At 30.4% G+C, this 22,785-nt stretch carries 19 protein-coding genes; all 19 read left to right on the top strand.

Going from position 1 to position 22,785, the window contains the following annotated elements; genetic code table 11:
• Positions 1-399: 16S rRNA (cytosine(1402)-N(4))-methyltransferase (mraW, locus tag KKC53_02055; protein ID MBU2597955.1), on the top strand; the 399-nt coding region annotated here is incomplete at its 5' end.
• Positions 400-423: 24 nt separating this feature from the next.
• Entirely contained in the window at positions 424-924 is a 501-nt protein-coding gene (locus KKC53_02050; GenBank protein ID MBU2597954.1) for a hypothetical protein, read from the top strand.
• 21 nt (positions 925-945) lie between these two features.
• Complete coding sequence (locus KKC53_02045; GenBank protein ID MBU2597953.1) at positions 946-2,673, top strand: penicillin-binding protein 2; 1,728 nt, start codon at positions 946-948, stop codon at positions 2,671-2,673.
• Between the two features lie 152 nt (positions 2,674-2,825).
• Entirely contained in the window at positions 2,826-4,307 is a 1,482-nt protein-coding gene (locus KKC53_02040; protein ID MBU2597952.1) for a UDP-N-acetylmuramoyl-L-alanyl-D-glutamate--2,6-diaminopimelate ligase, read from the top strand.
• A complete protein-coding gene (locus tag KKC53_02035) occupies positions 4,298-5,704 on the top strand; it encodes a UDP-N-acetylmuramoyl-tripeptide--D-alanyl-D-alanine ligase (protein MBU2597951.1) in 1,407 nt (468 codons plus the stop codon). The genes KKC53_02040 and KKC53_02035 overlap by 10 nt, the downstream gene beginning before the upstream one ends.
• 113 nt (positions 5,705-5,817) lie before the next feature.
• On the top strand, positions 5,818-6,837 hold the full coding sequence (gene mraY / locus KKC53_02030) for a phospho-N-acetylmuramoyl-pentapeptide-transferase (GenBank protein MBU2597950.1): 1,020 nt from the start codon (positions 5,818-5,820) through the stop codon (positions 6,835-6,837).
• A gap of 26 nt (positions 6,838-6,863) precedes the next feature.
• A complete protein-coding gene (murD, locus tag KKC53_02025; protein ID MBU2597949.1) occupies positions 6,864-8,228 on the top strand; it encodes a UDP-N-acetylmuramoyl-L-alanine--D-glutamate ligase in 1,365 nt (454 codons plus the stop codon).
• A gap of 24 nt (positions 8,229-8,252) precedes the next feature.
• Complete coding sequence (ftsW, locus tag KKC53_02020) at positions 8,253-9,392, top strand: putative lipid II flippase FtsW (protein MBU2597948.1); 1,140 nt, start codon at positions 8,253-8,255, stop codon at positions 9,390-9,392.
• Positions 9,376-10,485: an undecaprenyldiphospho-muramoylpentapeptide beta-N-acetylglucosaminyltransferase gene (murG, locus tag KKC53_02015; GenBank protein MBU2597947.1), complete on the top strand. Its 1,110-nt coding sequence runs from the start codon at positions 9,376-9,378 to the stop codon at positions 10,483-10,485. Before ftsW ends, murG begins: the two co-directional genes overlap by 17 nt.
• A gap of 196 nt (positions 10,486-10,681) precedes the next feature.
• Positions 10,682-12,070 carry a UDP-N-acetylmuramate--L-alanine ligase gene (locus KKC53_02010; GenBank protein MBU2597946.1) on the top strand — a complete coding sequence of 463 codons (1,389 nt, stop codon included), beginning with the start codon at positions 10,682-10,684 and terminating at the stop codon, positions 12,068-12,070.
• 21 nt (positions 12,071-12,091) lie between these two features.
• The gene (gene murB, locus KKC53_02005; protein MBU2597945.1) at positions 12,092-13,018 is read left to right on the top strand and encodes a UDP-N-acetylmuramate dehydrogenase; all 927 of its coding nucleotides are present in this window, start codon (positions 12,092-12,094) and stop codon (positions 13,016-13,018) included.
• On the top strand, positions 13,019-13,855 hold the full coding sequence (locus KKC53_02000; protein ID MBU2597944.1) for an FtsQ-type POTRA domain-containing protein: 837 nt from the start codon (positions 13,019-13,021) through the stop codon (positions 13,853-13,855).
• 68 nt (positions 13,856-13,923) lie between these two features.
• Entirely contained in the window at positions 13,924-15,153 is a 1,230-nt protein-coding gene (ftsA, locus tag KKC53_01995; GenBank protein ID MBU2597943.1) for a cell division protein FtsA, read from the top strand.
• Positions 15,154-15,174: 21 nt separating this feature from the next.
• A complete protein-coding gene (gene ftsZ, locus KKC53_01990; protein MBU2597942.1) occupies positions 15,175-16,269 on the top strand; it encodes a cell division protein FtsZ in 1,095 nt (364 codons plus the stop codon).
• A gap of 281 nt (positions 16,270-16,550) precedes the next feature.
• Positions 16,551-17,237 (top strand): YggS family pyridoxal phosphate-dependent enzyme, encoded by a 687-nt coding sequence (locus KKC53_01985; protein ID MBU2597941.1) that lies wholly within the window; start codon positions 16,551-16,553, stop codon positions 17,235-17,237.
• 248 nt (positions 17,238-17,485) lie between these two features.
• Complete coding sequence (locus KKC53_01980; protein MBU2597940.1) at positions 17,486-17,713, top strand: cell division protein SepF; 228 nt, start codon at positions 17,486-17,488, stop codon at positions 17,711-17,713.
• 40 nt (positions 17,714-17,753) lie between these two features.
• Positions 17,754-18,578, top strand: coding sequence for a pyrroline-5-carboxylate reductase (proC, locus tag KKC53_01975; GenBank protein ID MBU2597939.1), 825 nt, complete (start codon positions 17,754-17,756; stop codon positions 18,576-18,578).
• Between the two features lie 53 nt (positions 18,579-18,631).
• Positions 18,632-19,333 carry a DivIVA domain-containing protein gene (locus KKC53_01970; GenBank protein MBU2597938.1) on the top strand — a complete coding sequence of 234 codons (702 nt, stop codon included), beginning with the start codon at positions 18,632-18,634 and terminating at the stop codon, positions 19,331-19,333.
• Between the two features lie 329 nt (positions 19,334-19,662).
• Positions 19,663-22,785 (top strand): isoleucine--tRNA ligase (ileS, locus tag KKC53_01965; protein ID MBU2597937.1); only part of this gene is annotated, 3,123 nt, incomplete at its 3' end.

Here is a 22,785-nt window from a genome sequence, read left to right as displayed (position 1 = left end):
GAATTAACAGAGATTATTAATAATGCAGTTAGTGGTAAAGCAAAAAGAAGAGGTCATCCATCAAAGAGGATCTTTCAGGCAATAAGGATAGAAGTAAATGATGAGCTAAATTCTCTTAAGCAAGGACTTGAGGATATATTCAAGTTACTTGAGGTTGGTGGAAGAATTGTAGTTCTTTCTTATCATTCATTGGAAGATAGGCTGGTTAAAAATATTTTTCTAAAACTGATCGATGGCTGCATTTGCCCTGAGTGGTATCCTGTCTGTACTTGTGGCAGGAAAGATAAGGCAAAATTAATTTCTAAGGGTGCCTTGATGCCAACAAGTAAAGAGGTGATGAAAAATCCAAGGGCATCAAGTGCTAAACTCAGAGCAATTGAAAAGGTCCAACCCCTTTGATTTAAAAATATTTAAGGAGATACGGTGATTGATACAAGAGCTGAAATTTTATTAAGAAAAAGGTCAAAAAGGAAAACTAAGTCTTACCTAGTTGAACAGGAGAGAGTAAAGACAGGAAGAAGTATGATATCCTTAACATTCTTTGTTACTTCAATTATTTTGATAGGACTATTATCTTTCTCAATTATTTTGCTCAATTTCCAGGTTGCTCAAGATCAATTGATAATTAATGAGATAAGAGAGGAAATCAATTATCAAGGTGAAATTAAGGAAAGATTAAATTTTAGAATAGCTCAATTACAATCACCTCAGAGAATTTATGAAGAAGCAGTAATTAATTTAGGTATGTCTAACCCTGATGAAATAAATTATATAAATATTGATACATACCAATTAGTTGAACAGCCAAAATCATTAGATGAGGACCAAGATACACAAGTAGGATCTTCAGGGTATGAAAGCTTTTTTAATTCTGAATTTAAAGAAGATGTATATAAAACAATTCTAACTCTTCTATTCCCTTAATCTTTAAGGAACGGGTATAAAATGGGAATCATCAGAAGGGCTAAGGATGAATTTAGACCTATATGTATTTTTCTAGTCATCATCTTATTCTTTCTAATTTTATCTTACCGTTTGATTAACCTACAAGTTTTAGAGGCTCAAGAATATGTTGATTTTGCAACTAATCAACACGATAGAAATTATAATCTATTTGCTCAACGTGGTAAGATCTACGATAAAAATAGAAAGGAGTTAGCTCTCAGCTTACATCAGGTTACATTATTCGCTAATCCTTATTTTGTGAAAGATCCATTGAACTACGCCATCAAACTAAGTGAAATATTAAATATGGATGTAGAAAGTTTGAAAGAGAAACTTTCAAGACCCAATAGTGGGTTTGAATATATTACTCGTAAAATCAGCCCTGAGTTAGCAAACAGAGTTATGGAATTAAATTTAGATGGGATCTATAGTGCCAGGGAAGATAAAAGATTTTATCCAAAGGATTCTCAGGCTTGTCATTTAATCGGTTTTGTGGGATTAGATAATAAAGGTCTTGCAGGAGTTGAGTTGGAATATGAAAAGCAGCTTCATGGAGTTGATGGAAAGATGATTGCGAAACAAGATGGTCTCGGAAGGATCGTTCCTGGAACATATACACTAAAATCAGACCCTGAAGATGGCTATGATGTACATTTAACAATTGATGAAAACATTCAATTTTACACTGAGTCCAGATTGAAAAAAGGTATTCAAGAAGCTGGAGCTAAGAGAGGAACTATAATAATAATGCAACCAAAAACTGGGGAGATTTTAGCTATGGCTAATTATCCCGATTTTGATTTAAACGGGTTCAATCTGTCAAATTCCGATAGTTTAAAAAATCTTGCAATATCTTATAATTTTGAACCAGGTTCAATTTTGAAATTTGTAACAGCTTCATCTGCTATAGACTCTGGTCATATATCAAAAGAAATGGTTTTTCATCTCCCACCTACAATAAAAGTTGGAGGAAGAGTAATAAGTGAACCTTTTAGACATGTAGCAAAAGACTATTCAGTTGCTGATATCTTAATTAATTCTGCAAATGTTGGAGCTGTGATTTTAGCACAGCAAATGAGTGATGAAGTTTATTATAATTATCTTTCTAAGTTCGGATTTGGACAATCTACAGGAATTGACTTACCCGGAGAGGAAATTGGAGTATTTAATCACTATAGTCAATGGTCAGGTTCAAGTAAAGCTACAATAAGTTTTGGTCAGGGAATATCAGTAACTCCAATTCAACTACTTCGAGCCTTATGTACTATTTTAAATGATGGAGTTGCACCAAACCCTTATATAGTTAAAAGAATCTGTGGAAAGAATGGAGATATAGATTATTTTCCAAAACCAGAGATTGCTGAAAAAAGAGTAATTTCTTCTGAAACTGCTGAGGCTATAAAATCTATGTTGATAAGAGTCGTGGAGGAGGGAACCGGGAAGAATGCTAAAATTGAAGGTTATAAAGTTGGTGGAAAAACAGGTACTGCTCAAAAGCCTATAGAGGGTGGAAGAGGATATCATAGTGATATAAGTATAACCTCCTTTATGGGATTTGCTCCAGGGGATGATCCAGCTTTAGCTTGTATTGTTATGATAGATGAGCCCTCTACTGCAAATGGACATGTGTGGGGTAGTACTGTTGCAGCACCTATATTTAAAGATGTAATGAGTTTTACCCTGGAATATCTTCGAATTCCCCCTTTAACTACCGATATTGAACAATAAATTTTGTGCTAAAATTTTAAGTAAATCTTGAAGCCATTATTTTTGTTTTTTAGTCTAAATGGGTTAAAATGATAAAATATTTTTAAATATCATTTTGAAGAGGTCCTGGTATCAAGAATTTTACTTTTGAATTTTAAAATTGATTTAAAAGAATGTTATTAAAAGAACTGATAAAAGAAATAAAAAATATTAAAACCAGTGGTAATTTAGATATCTTAATAAGTGGAATTTCATATGATTCCAGAAAAGTCTTAAAAGGTAACCTGTTTGTATCTATAAAAGGGATAAAAACTGATGGTCATCTATATATCAATGAAGCTTTAAAGAGGGGGGCAAAAGCCTTTGTAGTAGAAAAATGGCAGGAAGATATTAAGAAACACCCCCAAATTCTTGTGAAAAATTCAAGAGTTGCTTTAGCACAATTTACAAATATATTTTATAAAAATCCATCATCAGATATTAAATTGATAGGAGTTACAGGTACAAATGGAAAGACAACAACGACATTTTTAATTGAATCAATTCTGAATCAATCTGGCAGCAAAACTGGTCTAATAGGAACAATTGAATATAGGATTGGAGAAGACAGGATTGTTGGAGAAAGAACTACACCAGAATCCTCTGATTTATGCATTATTTTAAGAAAGATGATAAATAAGGGTGTAAAAAATTGTGTTATGGAAGTTTCTTCACATGCTTTAGACCTACACAGAGTTGATTTTTTTAACTTTTATGGAGTTGTTTTTACCAATCTAAGTCATGAACACTTGGATTATCATCGTGATATAAGAAACTATTTTGAAGCAAAGAAGAAACTATTTACAGGTGAAAATAATATAAGTGCTAAATTTGCAATTATAAACTATGATGATAAATGGGGATTTGAGATATCAAAATTAACAAGATGTAAGCAGATAAAATACTCTGTAAAGAAGAAAGGTGATATTTATGCGAAAGACATTGCCTTCTCGCTAAATGGAACTAAATTTTCAGTAGTAGCTCCTGTAGGTAGTTTTAGGATTAATACAGAATTAGTTGGTGAGTTTAATGTATACAACATTTTAGCTGCTATCTCTACAGCTGTCAGCATGAGAATAGATGTCAAAGACATTAAAAAGGGAATTGAACTCATAAAAAATATACCTGGAAGATTCGAAAAAATAGATGAAGGTCAACCGTTTTCTGTAATTGTGGACTATGCCCATACTCCTGCTGGTATAAAGAGTATAATAAAGACTGTCAGGAAGCTTTCCAAAGGGAAAATAATTTCACTTTTTGGATGTGGTGGAGATAGGGATAAGGCAAAAAGACCAATAATGGGAGAGATATCAGGAAGATTAAGTGATTTTGTAATTATTACTTCAGACAATCCACGCTCAGAAAAAGAAGAAGTGATTTCATCTGAAATTAAAAAAGGTATATTAAAAACAAAAGCTAAACATTCTTATTTAATTGAATTAGATCGTAAAAAGGCTATAGAGATTGCATTAAAAAAGGCAAATATGGGGGATACTGTTCTCATTTTAGGTAAAGGACATGAAAATTATCAACAGTTTTCAAATTACTCTATTGAATTTGATGATAGAGAGATTTCCAGAGAAATGTTAAGGGAGATGAAATCAGAATGGAATTAAGTTTAAAAGAACTAACAAAAGTAATAAAAGGAAAGATTATTTCTGGGAATCCCAAGTCTATTATAAAGAGTATTTCTATCGATAGTAGAACTCTAAATAAAGGAGATTTTTTTATACCACTTTTGGGTGAAAAATGCGATGGTCATCAATTTATTAATGAAGCTCTATCAAAAGGAGCTATTGGCTTTTTAACATCAATGGATGAAAATAGGCTTAATTTCAAAAGAGAAATATATTTAAATAAGATAATTATACTCGTTGAGAATACTCAAGAAGCATTGGAAGAGATGGCTAAATATGTAAGAAAAATAAGCAGGTATGAAGTTGTTGCAATAACTGGTAGTATTGGAAAAACTGTTACCAAGGAAATAATCAGATCAGTGTTAAAACAAAAATTTAAAGTGGGATGTGCTCCTGAAAATTATAATAATGAAATTGGAGTACCGCTTACCATTCTTTCATATAATGACGACATTAAGATTTTAATATTAGAATTAGCAATGAGGGGATTAAATCAAATTGCTCGTTTAGCTAAAATTTGCAAACCAAAAATAGGAGTAATGACTTTGATTAATAATACGCACATTGAACTTTTGGGGTCAGTTGAAAACATTGTTAAAGCAAAAAGTGAATTGATTAAAGCAATTCCAAAAGATGGTGTTACTATCCTTTGTCGGGATGATAAATGGTATACATTATTCTCATCAATCAGCAATTCAGAAGTAGTTAATTATGGGTTAAGTAATGATAGTCAAGTTTCAGCCAAAGATATTACATTAGATGAAATGGCTAAACCAAGATTTAAACTATGTTTTAAGGATAGGGAAGTAGATATAAGTCTTCCAATAACTGGGGATCAGTATGTTTTAAATTCTTTAGCTGCAGCAGCAGTGGGTATAAGTTATGAAATGGATCTTAATCAAATTAAGAAGGGATTAGAATCTGTTAAACCATTTAAAATGAGAATGCAGATAGAGGAGGGTAAGAAGAATATTTTGTTAATTAATGATTCTTATAATGCCAATCCAACATCAATGAAGGCAGCGATTAAAATACTTTCATATTTAAAACAGAAAAGAAAAAGAAGATCTGTTGCAATTTTAGGTGATATGTTAGAGTTGGGAAAATTTAGCGAGATTTCTCATATGAATATTGGAAAATTTATTGTTAGACAAAATGTTGATTTATTACTAACAAGAGGAGAAAATGCAAAAATAATTTCACAAACTGCCTTATCAAATGGTATGTCTAAAGATCAAGTTCATCAATTCTCTTCGAATGATGAGATAAAAGAAAATATTTTAAACTTAATAAAACCTAAAGATATAGTTTTGGTTAAGGCTTCGAGAGCAATGGCTTTTGATGAAATCGCAGATTTTCTAACTGTTCATAATTGAAGTCTATTATATTTATGATTGATAATTATAAAATTAGTTTCTATTTAAAAAACAAAAAATAAATAAAATGAAAAATAAAGAATATAAAATTTTAAAGTTATAGGAAGGTTTAATTGAGTTATATAATTGTTGCTGCTACAATAGCTGGAATTTTATCAATAATCGCTGCACCTTTTTGGGTAAAATTTCAAAGGTCAAGAAAAATAGGGCAGAAAATCAGAGTTGATGGTCCTCAAACTCATATGGTAAAAACTGGAACTCCTACAATGGGTGGGTTCATTATATTAATTACTGCAACAATCGGTTATTTAGTTGCTATTTTTGCTCATTATTTAAAACATCCAGAAGAACCAATATCTTTTGAAGGCATTTTAGCTCTAATTGTTTTTATATTGTGTGGATTAGTTGGACTTGCTGATGATTACCTATCAATTAAAAAGGATAGATCATTAGGATTAACTGCAAGATATAAACTTCTTTTTCAGTTACTTATTTCTATTTTTTTTATATTCCTTTTAATAGTATTTTGTAGTGTTGATACTAAATTGGAAATTCCGCTAATTAATCGCTCAATAGAACTGGGATTTGGATATTATATTTTGATTCCTATAATGATTTTATCTGCAACTAATGCTGTAAATTTAACAGATGGATTAGATGGATTAGTAGCGGGAACAACAGCTGCTGTTTTAGCAGTTTTCACATTAATAGCATATGTTCTTTGGAACACTAATACATATCAATATGGATTAGATTTGGCTGTCTTATCAGCAGCAATAATGGCAGCATCAATTGGACTGCTCTGGTGGAATGCAGCACCAGCAGACATTTTTTTAGGAGATACAGGCTCATTAAGTCTGGGTGCTATAATTGCAACACTTGCAATACTTTTAAAGGTTGAGTTCTACTTAATTATAATTGGAGGATTATTTGTAATAGAAACAGTTTCAGTAATAATCCAGGTTTTATATTTCAAATTTACGAAAAAAAGAGTTTTTCTGATGGCTCCGATACATCACCATTTTGAATTATTAGGTTGGCCAGAAATAAAGATTATTATTAGATTTTGGTTAATATCATTGATTTTTGCTCTTATAGGATACTTACTCTTTTATATTAAATTTATAGACTAATTTCATTTAAATTTTTATTCTCTGTTATGAAAGATATTATAAAAGAATTAGTTGGTAAAAAGGTTCTTATAATAGGTTTAGGAAGAAGTGGGATAAGTACTACACTATTCTTGAATAAGATTGGAGCAAAGGTTCTTACAAACGATATAAAAGATAAGGATGAGCTAACAAGCGTAGTTAGAATGCTAAACTGTTTAGGAATAGATTTTGTGGGTGGACATCATAAAAATTGGTTACTGGATGAGGTTGAGTTAATTATAGTAAGTCCAGGAGTTCCCGCAGATTTACCTTTGTTAAAAATTGCCAATAAAAAAGGTATTAATGTATGGAGTGAAGTTGAGTTAGCTTCAAAATTTATATCTGCTCCAATAATAGGGGTAACTGGTACTAATGGAAAAACATTAGCTGTTTCTCTGATGGGTGATATATATAGGTCTGCTAAAAAGGAAAGTTTAGTTGCAGGAAATATTGGAAATCCTTTAATTGATATAGTGGATAAAATTTCAAAAAATGGAAGAGTAATTGCTGAAATAAGCAGTTTTCAATTAGAGTGGATTGAGCAATTTAAACCGTATATAGGAGTTCTTTTAAACATTTCTTCGAACCACCTGGATAGACATTATAATCTAAATAAATATACTAAATTAAAATTAAGAATTTTTTCAAACCAAACAGAAAAAGATTTTGCAATTTTAAATTATGATGACCCTTTAATAAAATCACATGAAAAGAATTTAATGTCTCAACCAATATTTTTTAGTAATAAGGGAGTTCCTAAAAATGGAATAGGAATAGAAGATAATACAATAGTTTCTAATATATCTGATAGGAAAATAATATGTAAAATATCAGAACTTCCATTTCCACATCACCATTTAACAAGTGTACTTTCAGCAATAGCAGTTTCAATTTTAGATGATATAGATATAGATGTTATTGTGGATGTTCTTAAAGATTATAAAGGACTTCCACATAGGATGGAGTATGTTGGAAGGATAAAGGGAGTATTTATTTATAATGATTCTAAAGCAACAAATCCACAATCAACTATAGCAGCCTTAAGATCTTTTAAAAAACCAGTAATTTTAATAGCAGGTGGAAGGGATAAAAAAATGGACTTTTCTGAGTTGGGAAAGGAAATTGATGTAAATGTAAAGACATTAATACTCATAGGGGAGACATCGGATATAATATCCTCAACTTTGAGTAAAGATAGGGAAAATAAATTGTTTTTTGCTAAAGATATGAAAGATGCTGTAAAAATAGCTTTTAAGCAATGTAATGAGAAGGATATTATTTTATTATCCCCAGCATGTGCAAGTTTTGACATGTTTAGAGATTACAAAGAAAGAGGAGAAGTATTCAAGAGAGAAGTTCTTAAGATAAGTTAATAAGTAAGTAAGGGATGCACTTTTATGGAAAGAATTAAATTTTCGAAAGAATATTTCACCATATTAATATCAACTATTCTTCTATTTACAATTGGGATAATTATGATATCCAGTTCTTCTACGGAGTATTCAAGAAGATATTTTGATGATTCATTTTATCTTTTGAAAAAGCATCTTCTTCATGCCATGGCTGGAATAGTGGTTTTAGCTTTTGTAATGAATATCCCATTTAATAAATATCGTTATCTATCATATCTTTTGATATTTGTAAATGTAATATTGCTGATATTGGTATTAATTCCGGAAATAGGTATCAGTGCAGGGGGTTCTCGAAGTTGGATAGATCTGGGAATTTTTTCCCTACAACCCTCAGAATTTGCAAAAATAAGTTTAATTATTTTTGCTTCGGACATTTTGGTTAGGAAGAAGAAGTCCATTAATAGATTTATACACTTAGTAATTCCACTACTTTTAATTTCAGCTATAATTACGTATTTAATTTTTTTACAACCTGATTTGGGTACAGCAGTAATAATATGGTTATCTCTTTTTGTCATCCTTTTCACTGGTAAAGTTAAATTTCGACACTTGCTATTGATTTTGATAATCTGGCTTTTAATTGTTGGTTTGTATATTACAAAGGCAGAATACAGAATGGAAAGAATTACCAGTTTTTTATCTGAATATTCAGGTGAAGATACTGATACAAATAGTGATAATTATCAATTAAAACAAGCTCTTATAGCTTTGGGATCTGGAGGTATTTTTGGTAAAGGCCTTGGTAAGAGTATACAAAAATTGGCTTATTTACCTAATCCTCATACTGATTTTATATTTGCAATAATAGGCGAAGAGCTAGGTTTAATAGGCTCTCTTTTTGTGGTTGTTTTATATTTAGTATTTGCTATTGCTGGAATGTCTTTATGTCTTCGTACTAAAAATCAACTTGGCAAATTATTAGCAGTTGGAATTACAATATATATAGTTGGACAGGCATTAATAAATATAGGTGTTGTAAGTGGATTGCTACCTGTAACTGGTGTACCTCTTCCACTTATAAGTACTGGAGGTTCGTCATTAATTACATCTTTAGTATCAATTGGAATATTATTAAATATTGCAAAGGGAGAAAAGAGTGAGTTAGATTATGAAGATAATGATTAGCGGTGGGGGTACGGGTGGTCATATTTATCCTGCAATAGCATTAGCAAAAAAAATTAGAAATATTAAAGATAACATTAAAATTGTATGGGTAGGTACAGAGAGGAAGTTAGAGAGAAAGTTAATTGCAAAGACAGATTTTCAATTTGAAATAATAAAATCAAGAGGATTCAGAAATAATAATCTTTTTGATAGATTTTATAGCTTATTACTTTTATCAATTGGTTTTTTTCAGTCAATCTTTTTAATATTGAAATATAAACCTGATGTCATTTTGGGGATGGGTGGATATGCTTGTGCTCCAACAGTTCTTGCTGGATCAATTTTAAGGAAAAAGACTGCTTTATTTGAGCCTAATGTGATAATGGGTAGAGCAAATAGATTTTTAAAAAAATGGGTTGATATGATTTTTGTTAGTCACAAAAAAACATTAGAAGAGACATCTGATAAAAAGTATAATTTTGTTGGAAATATAGTTAGAGAGGATTTATATAATATTCCCTCAAAAGAATGGGCTCGAGAATATTTTGGTTTAGATCCAAATAAAAAAACCGTTCTAATTTCTGGTGGAAGTCAAGGGTCACTTGCAATAAATAGATTTATGTTGGATGTTATCTTATATCTTGACAAAATAAAAGACATTCAATTTTTACACATCACTGGGATAAAAAATTACGAAGGGTTTAAAAAAAGGTTTTTGAGAACTTTTAAGAATGAAGAGGTTAAAAATTATAAATTTTTACCGTATGTTCATGATATGCATTTTGCTTACGCAGCATCAGATTTAGTTATTTGTCGGGCGGGAGCAAATACCATATCCGAGATCATCTGTCTGGGTATTCCTTCTATATTAATACCATTTCCATATGCAATTGATGATCATCAAATAATAAATGCAAAAATTTTAAAAGATATAGATGCAGCAATAGTTATACCAGAAAATAAATTAAGTGCAACAGATTTATCAGACATTATTTATACGCTAATCAAGGATGAAAAAAGATTGTGTGAAATAGGAGATCTTGCAAAAACATTACATCAACCAAAGGCAGTTGAGAAAATGTCAAGAGGTTTAATCAAATTAGCAGAAAAATAAATAAATTAAGTAATCTTTGAAAGCTTTGGGTATAGTTTCTCGACTAAATGTCTTCGAAACCATACCACAAAGCTCTAATAAAAATTAAATATCTCATTAAAAAAAATAAATTAAATAAGCTTTGAAAACTTTGGGCATAGTTTCTTGACTAATTATCCTCTCCCCTGGTGGGAGAGGGAAAGGGAGAGGGGGTAGATTGAGAATAAATAATAGATTTAGAAATAGTGACAGATTTAAAAAAGTACACTTTGTTGGAATTGGTGGTGCAGGATTGAGTGGAATGGCGAGAGTTCTTTATGAAATGGGTTATGAGGTATCGGGTTCAGATATAAAGAAATCTTATAACACAGAGAGATTAAAGAGGTTTGGTATAGATGTTAAAATTGGTCATTTGAGTAAGAATGTGATTGGTAAAGATATCTTGGTAATATCAACTGCAATTCCAGAAGATAATTGCGAAGTAAAGGCAGCAAATGAGTTAAAAATTGATATATGGAGTAGAGCTAAAATGCTGGAATGGATATTATCACATGGGAAAGCTATTGCTATTTCTGGAACACATGGTAAAACTACAACAACATCCATGATAGCTCTTCTGCTGGAATGGGAAAATTTTAAACCTACAATTCTCGTTGGTGGTGAATTGAATGATATCGGAAGTAATGCGAAATTTGGTGAGGGTGAATATTTTGTTGTTGAAGCTGATGAGAGTGATGGAACATTTATTCAAATCACACCTGAGATTGCAGTTGTTACAAATGTTGAAGATGACCACTTAGATTATTATAAAAACAAGAAAGAGATAGAGAAAGCTTTTAATAAGTTTGTTAACGGAGTTACCCCCACTGGATTAGCAGTAATTAATGGTGATGATCCATGTTTAATAAATATGATGAATAAAATTAATAGCAGATATATTACATATGGATTGGATGAAAGAAATGATGTAAGAGCTAAAGATATTAAAATAGATGAGCTAAAAAGTGAATTTTTAGTTCAATTAAGAGACGAACAATTCCGAGTTCAGTTAAAAATTCCTGGTGAACATAATATTTATAATGCATTAGCTACAATTTCAGTTGGTAAATATTTAGGTATTTCTTCAGATAGAATCTCCTTTACACTCAGTCAATTTGTCGGAGCACAGAGAAGATTTGATGTATTGGGAAACCCTCGAGGTGTAACAATAGTAGATGACTATGCGCATCATCCAACTGAGATTTCAGCTACCTTGAAAGCAGCTAATGCAAAAAAACATAATAAGATAATAAGCGTTTTTCAGCCTCATAGATACACGCGTACTGATTTACTGTATGAAAAGTTTGGCAACTGTTTTGAATATGCTGATTTGTGTTTAATTACAGAAATTTTTCCAGCTGGTGAGAATCCTATACCTGGAGTTACTTCAAAATTAATTGTGAACTCAATACTAAAGAAAAATAATAGAAAACAGGTTGTCTATTTACCACAAAAAAAGGATTTAACTTATTACCTTCTTAAAAATGTTGAATCCAATGACATTGTAGTAGTAATGGGTGCTGGAGATATAAATACAATAGCATATGATTTATTAGAAAAGTTATGATAATAATTCACTAGAAAAACTATGAATATAAAATATTTACAATTTAATAACACTAATATATTAGAAAATCTTAAATCCATAAAAAATTTGATTTTGATAACTGATGAACCTCTAAGCAAGCATACATCGTATAAAGTTGGTGGAAATGCTGATTACTTCTGTATTGTTAAAAATCTGGAGCAATTAAGAAAGATTTTTGATGTATGTTATCCAAAATATAATATCTTTATTTTGGGTAATGGAACTAATGTACTCTTTTCAGATGAAGGTTATAGAGGTGTTGTAATTAAGTTATCTGGTGAGCTCAATAAGTTAAAGATTTCAGGGAATTTAATTACAGCTGGTTCCCCTGTTTCTTTATCAAGTATCATAAAAAAAGCACTAGAAATTGAGCTGAGTGGATTGGAATTTGCCTGGGGTATTCCAGGTACATTGGGAGGTTCAATCAATGGGAATTCAGGAGCATTCGGTTCAGAGATATGTGATCTTATAAAAAATGTGAAGGTCTGTGACTATAATGGGAAAATTCACAATTTTTCATCAAATCAACTTGATTATGGTTATAGGTATTGTAAATTTCCTATTAATGGAGTGATATTGGAAGCAGATTTAAAGTTTAAGCAAAGCTCAAGAAAGGAAATTGAAAAAACAATGAAGAAAAATATAAAATGGAGAAGAAAATATCAACCAATTGAATCAAAAACTGCTGGGAGTGTTTTTAAGAATCCCGAGGGAATGTCAGTTGCAAAACTATTAGAATCTATTTACTTAAAAGGGAAAGTTATAAATGGAGCTAGATTTTCTCCCAAACATATTAATTTTATAGAGAACTTTAATAATGCAAAAGCAAAGGATATATATGACCTTGTAGAGTTGGCAAAAGAGCTCATTTATAAAAAATTCAAAATTATTTTAGAAACAGAAATAAAATTAATTGGTTTTAATTAGATGGTTAGAAATTCTATATATTTAAAAAAGAGAAGGAAAATAAGTAAAATACGTCACTTTTTTAAATTTATAAGAGCAGTTTTATATATTACTTTAATTTTCTTATCAATCATTTCTCTTCAGAAATTTTTAGAGACATCACCATTTTTTAACATTAAGGATATTAAAATTACTGGATGTACTCATTATCCAGATGAAGTGATCATTGAAACTTTTGAATTAGATAAGAATTCTAATATATTCAGCATAGATTTAGATAGAGTCAAAGAAAAGATACTTAAACTTTCCTGGATAGATGATGTAAAAATTAAAAAAAATCTTTCAAGGATGATAGACATTGAAATTACAGAAAGGGTTTCAGAGGCTGTTATTAAAAATGAGGATCTATATTTTTTTATTAATAGAGATTGTTATGTCTTGGACAAAAAAGATAAATATACAGAGAAAAGTCTTCCCATTATTAAAAATTTAGAATTTGAGGAAATAAACATTGGAGATAAACTTGACATTGATGGTTTAATTGAAGTAATAGTTATTTTTAATAATCTAAGTGAAGATATGAAAAAGATGATATCTTACTATTCTATAAGTGATGGCTTAAATATTTCAGCATTTACAAATGATAATATAGAAATAATATTTGGAAACTCTGAAAACCTGGCTAAAAAGGAAGAAACTGTTTTAGAAATTTATAAATTGCATGAAAGTATAGCAGAACAACAGGAAAGCACCAAAGAGGAAAATGAAAATGTTGAGTCAGAAAAATCAAAAGATAAAAATAGTCAGTTAAAAATAATTGATGTAAGAGTTTGGACAAAGCCAGTCACAACTCCATAAATTTTTATTTAATTAAAATTATTTAAGTTCAATTTATTAAGAGAATGGATTATATAGGGGTGAATTAATTGGCAAAAGATGAGGAGATAGTTGTTGCGATAGATATAGGAACATCTAAAATATGTACTATGGTTGGAAAGGCGACATCAGGACAAGTTGAAATTTTGGGAATGGGTTTCACTCCATCAAAGGGCATGAGAAAGGGAATAGTTGTCAATACGCAAGAAATTGCAGGTTTCATAATCGATTCAGTAGAGAAAGCTGAAAAGGAAAGTGGATTTGAAATAGAATCCGCAGTTATAGGAATAACTGGTGGTCATATTAGATCATTTAATAATAAAGGAGAAACAGTTATAACTGGTCCTAAGTTCGAGATAACATCATTAGATAAGAAAAGAGCACTAAAAACAGCATTAAAAGTTGAGATTCCACCACAATATAAACTAATTCATTCACTAATTAGGTATTACATAGTAGATGGACAAAAAGGTATAAATAATCCAATCGGAATGTTTGGTACAAAATTAGAAGCAGAAGTGCATATTGTACTTGGAGTATTAACTTCTATAAGAAATTTAATAAAAGCTTTAAATTTAGCTAGTATTGAAGTTGAGGATATAGTACTTGAATCAGTGGCTTCATCATTGTCTATATTAAGCGAAGAGGAAAAGAATGAAGGAGTGGCTCTAATTGATATTGGAGCTGGAACTACAGATGTAGCAGTTTTTGTCGATGGGAGTATTTTATACAGTTTTATAGTTCCAGTTGGTGGAGAGACAATAACAAATGATATAAGAATTGGTTTAAAGACTTCTTATAAAAATGCAGAAAGAATAAAATGTAGCTATGCTATTGCTATGGAAAAATTAACAGACCCAGGTGCTTATTTCTTTTTAGAGAAAGGAAGCGAAAAAATAGTCACAGCTACAAAACTCTGCTATATTGTTGAACCCCGCTTATTAGAAATTTTTGAAATTATATATGACAGATTTGAAAAAGAAAATCTATTAAATTTAATTCCTCGAGGTCTGGTTTTAAGTGGTGGTTCTTCTCATATTTATGGAATTGATGAAATAGCAAAATCTTATTTTTTAGCACCAGTTAGAATAGGAATTCCAAAAAATTTTGTATCAAATATTGACAATTTAGAAAATCCAATATATTCTACATGTATAGGTTTACTGTTGTATGGTATGAACTATAAACCAAAGGTTGAGGGTTTTAAAAAAGAAAGAAAAAATCTAATAAAAGGACTAATAAATAAAGTAAGAAAATGGTTTTCTGAAATGTTAAAATGAAAATAATAGGAGGTAATAAAAGTGATTGATCCTCGAAATAGTTATGTTGCAGTTATAAAGGTTGTTGGAGTGGGTGGTGGTGGAATTAATGCAGTAAGCAGAATGGTTCAAGATGGAGTACAGGGGGTAGAATTCATATCAATTAACACAGATGCGCAATCCCTAATTTTAGCAGAAGCAGATAATAAACTTATAATAGGTGAAACAGGTCTTGGAGCAGGCTCAGACCCTGAAGTTGGTAGACAAGCTGCATTAGAAAGTAGAGATGCAATTGCTGAAGTTTTAAAAGGAGCAGATATGGTATTTATTACAGCAGGAAAAGGTGGAGGTACAGGAACAGGAGCTGCTCCCATTGTGGCAGACATTGCCAAAGAATTAGGTATATTAACAGTTGGAGTTGTAACCAGACCTTTCACTTTTGAAGGACTAAGAAGATCACTTCAGGCAGATAAAGGTATTTCTGAACTTAGAGAGAATGTTGATTGTCTAATTGTAATCCCAAATGATAAGCTCTTAGAAGTATCAAATGAAGACACATCTTTAATAGACTCATTTAGAATGGCAGACACTGTTTTAAAGGATGGGATTCAGGGGATTACAGACTTGATAATAATGCCAGGCTTAATTAACCTGGATTTTGCTGATGTAAAATCAATAATTAGTAATGCAGGAACAGCTTTATTTGGAAGTGGCGAAGCTTCAGGTGAAAATAGAAGCATTGAAGCAGCTAAAAATTCTATTTCAAGTCCTTTACTTGAATATTCAATTGAAGGAGCGAGTGGAATACTTCTTAATATAACAGGAGGACCAGACCTAAAACTTTTTGAAGTCAATCAAGCAGCTGAAATTATTAGAAATTCCACAAAAAGGGACGCAGATATAATTTTTGGTGCTGTTTTAGATGAAAATAGGAAGGATTCATTAAAAGTAACAGTCATTGCAACAGGATTTGATGAGGAATTAATTGCCAGTAGAGTAGCACCAAAAGAAGAAGTATCCTTTGAAGAAAAGGTTCTGGAGGAGACAGAAGAAGCTGGTGAAGAAATCGAAGAAGAGGAAGAAACAAAAGAAGATTATTTAGATATACCATCTTTTTTGAGGAAGAAAAACCAATAATTTAACAAAAATCTTAATTTGTAATTCAAATTACATTTTTAATAATAATTTAAAATCAAAAAATTTTAAATTTGGATTCTGAGCAGAGTCAATAGTTATAAAGGTATCTAATATTTATTTAGTAGATATAGAGTCTATGATTTTGCTCAGATTCTTTATTTTGATACTGTATCATTGCGAAGAGCGAGATTCCTCGTAATGACATAATAAAAATTGCTCGCAATGACAAAAGGAACTTACTCAGAAAAAGTTGTGTAATCTCATCTGAAATAAAAAAATTTATGAATAAGAAGATTTATATAAAACAAAAGATTAGTAATGTTTATAAAAAAATAGAAGAAGTAGCAAAAAGAAGTGATCGTTTAACTTCAGACATACTGTTAATTGCAGCATCGAAGTATGTTAAATCTGATGAATTAAAGGTAGCAATTGAAAATGGTATAAAACATGTTGGTGAAAATAGAGCAAAAAAATTAATTGATCTATATAATAATATAGGAGATTTAGTTACATGGCACTTTATTGGACATCTTCAGAGCAGGAAAGTGAAATTAGTCATTCCAATTGTAGAATATATACATTCAATTGATTCTATATCAACAGTAAAAGAGATTGATAAAAGAGCAAAAAATATAGATAAAATTCAAAAAATATTAGTAGAAGTAAATATATCTGGTGAAGAGACAAAGTATGGAATTAAACCCAATCTATTAATTGATTTTGTAAAAGAAATATCAAATTATAAAAATGTAAAAATAGTTGGTCTTATGACCTTAGCTCCTTTTACAGATGATATGTCAATTTGTAGAAGGATTTTTAAAACATTAAGAGAACTTAAAAATAAGATAAATAAGAAGTATCCAGATCTTTCTCTTTCACATTTATCAATGGGAATGAGTAATGATTTTGAGATAGCTATAGAAGAAGGGTCAACTATGGTAAGAATAGGTTCTGCAATTTTTAAATAAGTGAGGTGATTTTTTTGCCAGGATTTTTTAAAAAGGTATTGATTTTTTTAGGTTTGGCTGAAGAAGAAGAGGAATTTCTTGAAGAAGAGGAAGAAGAAAGATCTTCAATAGGCCGTTTTACAAAACCGGTAGTTAAGTACTCAGGAGAGAATAAGAGAGAAGATGTTAGAAGAATAAATAAGTCAAAAGAATTTATTCAATCTAAAGTATATATTATTGAACCACATAGTTTTAGTGACTCACAAGTTATGGGTGAAAAGTTTAAAGCAAATATTCCGGTGATTATCAATCTGCAGGGAGTTGATCAAAATCTGGCGAAAAGAGTTATAGATTTTGCAAGTGGTCTTACATACGGTCTTGATGGTGGAATTCAAAGAGTTGCAGATAGAGTTTTTCTTTTATCACCTTATAATATTGAGGTATCAGCAGAAGAGAGGATAAGATTGGAAGAAAAAGGACTCTTTAATCAATTTTAATCTATTTTTGATCATTATTAACATCTTTGGAGGATAAAATATGGATGATTTTAATAAACTCTGTTTTATTGGAGCTGGAAATATGTGTGAAGCTCTTCTTGCGGGGATTATCTCATCGAAATTTTTCCCAGTGGAGAATATTATTCTAAGTGATATCAGGAAGCAAAGGCTCAAATATTTAGAGGAGAAGTACAATGTGAAAACTACAATGGATAATAAAGAAGCTGTTAAAGTTTCTGATATGATATTTTTTTCAGTAAAACCACAGAATATTGCCACAGTTTTAGAGGAAGTAGGAGAACTTTTAAGATCTTATCAAATGGTAATTTCAATTGCTGTTGGTATTCCCACATATTTCATTGAATCATATATGAAAGAAGAAGTTCCTGTAATAAGAGTTATGCCAAATACTCCTGCACTTTTTCAATCAGCAATATCTGTATTAAGTAAAGGAAAATATGCGAATGATAAACACCTAAATTTTGCAAGGGAATTACTTTCTTGTGTCGGGGATGTTGATATATTACCTGAGAAGTTGCAGAATGCTGCTGCTGCTATTAATGGTTGTGGACCTGCATATTTTTTCTATTTTATAGAATCTTTAGTAGATGCAGGGATATCAGTTGGACTTAATAAAGATATTGCAAAAAAACTTGCAGTTCAGACTATGGAGGGTTCAGTCAAGATGTTGAAGGAGTCTGGTAAATCTCCAACTGAATTAAGAAGAATGGTTACATCTCCTGGTGGAACAACTATTGCAGCATTAGAGCAATTTGAAAAAGGAGCAATTAGATATCACATATTAAAAGCAATAAAAGCAGCAACAAATAGAGCTGAGGAACTAAGTAAGCAATTAATGAAGTAAAAAATAAAAAAATTTGATAAAATATTAAAGCAATATTATGAAAGGAGATATAGATGAGAATAACACCAATAGATATCCAGGAAAAGCAGTTTCACATATCTTTGAGGGGATATAATCCAGAAGAAGTAGACACCTTTTTAGATGCCATAGCTGGAGAATTAGAAACGCTTCATAAAGAGAATAACGATTTAAAGAGAAGACTTAATGAAGTAGAACTAAAAAGGGAGACAGGGGGAGAACCGACAGGGGGAGAACCGAGTGAAATTAGAAAAATAATGGAGAATACATTAATTTCTGCACAAAAATCCGCAGAGGAAATCATTAAAGCTGCTAAACTTGAATCAGAAAACATAAAAATAGACTCGGAAAAAAAATCTGAGGAGCTTGTGCTTAAATCTCAAGATGAAATTAGAGAAATGTTAGAAGATATCCAGGGAATTAAGAAAATACAGGATAAATTGAATAATAGTTTAACAGAAATTTATAATAGATTATCATCAGTTTTAAAAACTGAAAAGATATATGAAAGACCTACGGCTGTAGAAGAGGATTTAAGTGAAAAGAGTGTTGAAGAAAAGGCAAGAATTGAAGATTCTAATGAGGCTTTAAAAGCAGAAGATGAGTCTGAAAAAATGGATGAGATAGAATCTGAAGCTGAAAGTGGGGTAGAAGAAAAGCATAAGGAGAAAAAAACAGAATCTTTTGCTAATAGTGAAATAGCTGATAAATTTTTTGATGAGGAAAATATAGTTTAATTAAATAGTAAGATTGTTTAATTTGCTATTTTGATTTTAATCTGACTTTATATAATTTCTTTAAAAATATAATAAGATTATTATAATAGGAGATATGTAAAAATATTCAAATAAAGTAATTTAAATTTATATAAAAAGATTTCAGATAAAACCTCTCTTAAATTTTAATGGGAGGTTTTTATTTATGAAATGCTTATACTAAAAGGAAATAAAGGAAAAAAATCCGATTATAAATTATATTTTATGTATAATTATATAAATATTCTGTATTTACTTATATATTTATACACTGTTTTATTAGCAATTACTAATGATTTCTTGGAGTAAAAATGTTTAAACCAGTTAAAAGTAAAGTTGATTTAGTAAAACTTGAAAACAATATTTTAGAGTTCTGGAAGAATAATAAAATCTTTCAAAAGAGTCTAAAAAATAGAGAGGGAAGTAAAAAGTTCATATTCTATGAGGGACCTCCAACAGCAAATGCTAAACCAGGAGTTCATCACGTACTTGCGAGATCATTTAAGGACATATTTTCCCGATATCAAACAATGAAAGGATATTATGTTCCAAGGAAAGGTGGATGGGATACACATGGTCTACCTGTAGAGCTTGAAATTGAAAAAAAATTAGGGGTGGATAGTAAAAAAGAAATTGAAGAAATTGGAATTAAGCGTTTTAGTGAGTTATGTAAACAATCTGTATTTGAGTATGTAGAAGACTGGGTTAAATTGACTGATAGAATTGGTTTCTGGTTAGACATGTCTGATGCATACTATACTTTTACAAATAACTATATTGAAACTGTATGGTGGATTTTAAAACAAATATATGATAAGGATCTTTTATATGAAGGATACAAAGTTGTAACTTACTGTCCTAGATGTGGAACCCCTCTTTCAAGTCATGAAGTAGCTCAGGGTTATAAAGAAGTTGAGGACCCTTCAGTTTATGTAAAGTTTAAACTTAAAGATGAGGATTCTAACTTCTTGGTTTGGACTACAACACCGTGGACCCTTCTATCAAATGTAGCATTAGCTGTGAACTTGGATGAAGATTATGTTGAAATAAGCAAGAATAATGAAAAACTTATATTGGCTAAAACTCTTTTAGAAGATGTAATTGAACAACCTTATCAAATATTAAGAACTTTTAAAGGAAAAGATCTTACAGGTAAGCGATACGAACCTCTTTTTAATTACACAAACATAAAAAATGATTGTTATCTTGTAGTAGGTGCAGATTTTGTTTCTCTTAAGGAAGGAACTGGAATTGTTCATATAGCTCCTGCTTTTGGTGTAGATGATATGAATTTAGCAAGAGAAAAAGGTCTTCCTATTATTCAATTAGTTAATGAATCAGGTAAAATAAAGAAAAAAGCTGTTGATTTTGCAGGTCTATTTGTTAAAAAAGCTGATCCTGAAATTATAAAAAATCTTATACAACGAAAAATCCTATTTAAAGAGGAAAAAATTTTACATTCATATCCTCATTGCTGGAGATGTGATACTCCACTTTTATATTTTGCAAGGAAATCCTGGTTTATCGCTACATCAACAATAAAAGATAAGTTATTAAAATCAAATTCTGAGATAAACTGGTATCCTGATCACATCAAATATGGAAGATTTGGTAATTGGTTAGAAAATAATATTGATTGGTCACTTTCAAGAGAGAGATATTGGGGTACACCACTTCCTATTTGGGAAGATAATTCTGGTCATAGAATTTGCATTGGAAGCATGGATGAACTTAAGAAGTTAGCTAAACATTTTCCAGATAAACTAGATTTACATAGACCATATATTGATGAAATAAATCTTATTTGTCCAGAGTGTAAAGCTGAAATGAGTAGAGTTAAAGAAGTAATTGATTGTTGGTTTGATTCTGGCTCAATGCCATATGCTCAACTTCATTATCCTTTTGAAAATTATGAAAAATTTCATGATAATTTTCCAGCAGATTTTATTTGTGAAGCCCTAGATCAAACTAGAGGTTGGTTTTATACTATGATGGCTATATCAACTATTTTATTTGAGAAGTCAAGTTATAAAAATGTTGTCTGCTTAGGTCTAATAAATGATAAATATGGAAGAAGAATGAGTAAGTCCAGAGGGAATACAGTAGATCCCTGGTCAGTTTTAAATAACCAGGGTGCTGATGCACTTAGATGGTATCTCTTTACCTCTAGCTCCCCTTGGGTAAATAAGAATTTTGATGTGGATATAATAAATGAAATCATAAAGAGGTTTATTCTTACATTATGGAACAGTTATAGTTTTTTTGTAGTATATGCAAATATTGATAAATTTAATCCAGAAAAATATTCCCTAAAATTTGAGGAAAGGTCTGTTCTGGATAAATGGATTTTATCAGAACTAAATCAAACAATATCTACTGTTGATGAAAGTCTGAATAACTATGATGCTACAAGGGGTGGAAAAGAAATTGAACAATTCGTTAATAAATTATCAAACTGGTATATTAGAAGATCAAGAAGGAGATTCTGGAAATCTGAGGAAGATAAAGATAAGATTTCTGCATATTTGACTCTTTATGAATGTCTGGTAACAATTGCAAAACTGTTAGCACCGTATATGCCCTTTATAAGTGAGGAGATTTATCAAAATCTTGTTTTTTCTATTTCTAAAGATTCACCAGAAAGTGTACATCTAACAGATTTTCCAATTTCTAAAAAAGAATTAATTGATAAAGATTTAATGGAACAGATGAATCTGGTAAGAAAGGTAGTTAGTTTGGGTAGGTCAGCAAGAAATAAGGCATCAATAAAAGTTAGGCAACCATTGTCATATATTAAAGTATTTAAAACAGAACAAACAGAAAAATTGATAGATTATAAGGCTGTAATAAAAGATGAACTTAATGTAAAAAGTTTTGAATTAACCCCAGATCTTAAACAGATATTGAACTATAAGGTAAAACCAAATCTTGAACTTCTGGGTCCAAAATATGGCTCTAAGGTTTCTGTAATAAAAAATATCTTGGAAAGAATGAATCATCAAGAAATTGCAAATACTGTGTTAGCAAACGAGAAAGTTAAAATTAAGTTGGAAGAACAAGAGGAAGAGCTATTACCGGAAGAAATATTAATAGAGATAGTTGCACCACCAAAACATATAACTGAAAAGGAAGGTGAAATAGCTCTTACTTTAAATACAGTATTGTCAAAAAAACTTCTTGATGAAGGTTTTATAAGAGAACTAGTGAGATTAATTCAAAACCAGAGAAAAGGGGCTGGATTTAGAATAGAAAATACCATAAAAACTATAATCGATTGCTCAGAAAAAGAGAGAAAAATAATTGAGGAGTATAAGGATTATTTATGTAAAGAAACTCTTACTTCAGAATTAGTATTTTCAAGCACACTTTCAGGTAATATAGAGGAATTTGATATTGAAAAAACAAAAATCAGAGTAGGTATATCTATATCTGGT

The sequence above is a fragment of the Actinomycetota bacterium genome (assembly GCA_018830725.1).
Classification (GTDB): domain Bacteria; phylum Actinomycetota; class Humimicrobiia; order JAHJRV01; family JAHJRV01; genus JAHJRV01.
The sequence above is the reverse complement of the archived record's forward strand: the minus strand, read 5'-3'. Positions and strand labels throughout refer to the sequence as shown.